This is a genomic window from Klebsiella sp. K5-45, from assembly GCF_030128605.1.
GTDB classification, from domain to species: domain Bacteria; phylum Pseudomonadota; class Gammaproteobacteria; order Enterobacterales; family Enterobacteriaceae; genus Klebsiella; species Klebsiella quasipneumoniae.
This window is the reverse complement of record NZ_JAKUZW010000069.1, coordinates 1-550: the sequence shown is the minus strand read 5'-3', so window position 1 is coordinate 550 and position 550 is coordinate 1. Positions and strand designations below refer to the sequence as shown.

Sequence of the window (550 nt, the reverse complement as noted above, 5' to 3'; positions counted from 1 at the left end):
GCCAGGCCTCAGCATTTTATTATGGTGATCCCCTGGGCGAAATGCGCCTGGTAAGCAGAGTTTTTGAAATGTAAGGCCTTTGAATAAGACAAAAGGCTGCCTCATCGCTAACTTTGCAACAGTGCCCTATATCGTTGGATATTACAGCGCACTAAGACCGCACGAATATAATGGTGGGTTACCACCAAACGAATCAGAAAACCGATACTGGAAAAACTCTAACGCGGTGGCCAGTTTTTGTTGACCACTTCAATCACCACCGTTCTGGTCATGAAACGCGTGTTCATGTTGACCCTGCGGGCTGCACAGGGTTTTATTGATTCCATTTTTACACTGATGAATGTTCCGTTGCGCTGCCCGGATTACACCAGTGTCAGCAAGCGCGCAAAGTCGGTTAATGTCAGTTTCAAAACGTTCACCCGGGGTGAAATCGCGCATCTGGTGATTGATTCCACCGGGCTGAAGGTCTTTGGTGAAGGCGAATGGAAAGTCAAAAAACACGGCAAAGAACGCCGTCGTATATGGCGAAAGTTGCATCTGGCAGTTGACA

1 protein-coding gene and 1 pseudogene are annotated in these 550 nt (G+C 47.8%); both read left to right on the top strand.

The window, feature by feature from the left end; genetic code table 11:
* Positions 1-74: hypothetical protein (locus tag MKS11_RS27510; protein ID WP_032414367.1), on the top strand; the 74-nt coding region annotated here is incomplete at its 5' end.
* 175 nt (positions 75-249) lie between these two features.
* Positions 250-550: pseudogene (locus tag MKS11_RS27505) on the top strand (transposase); the annotation flags it as partial.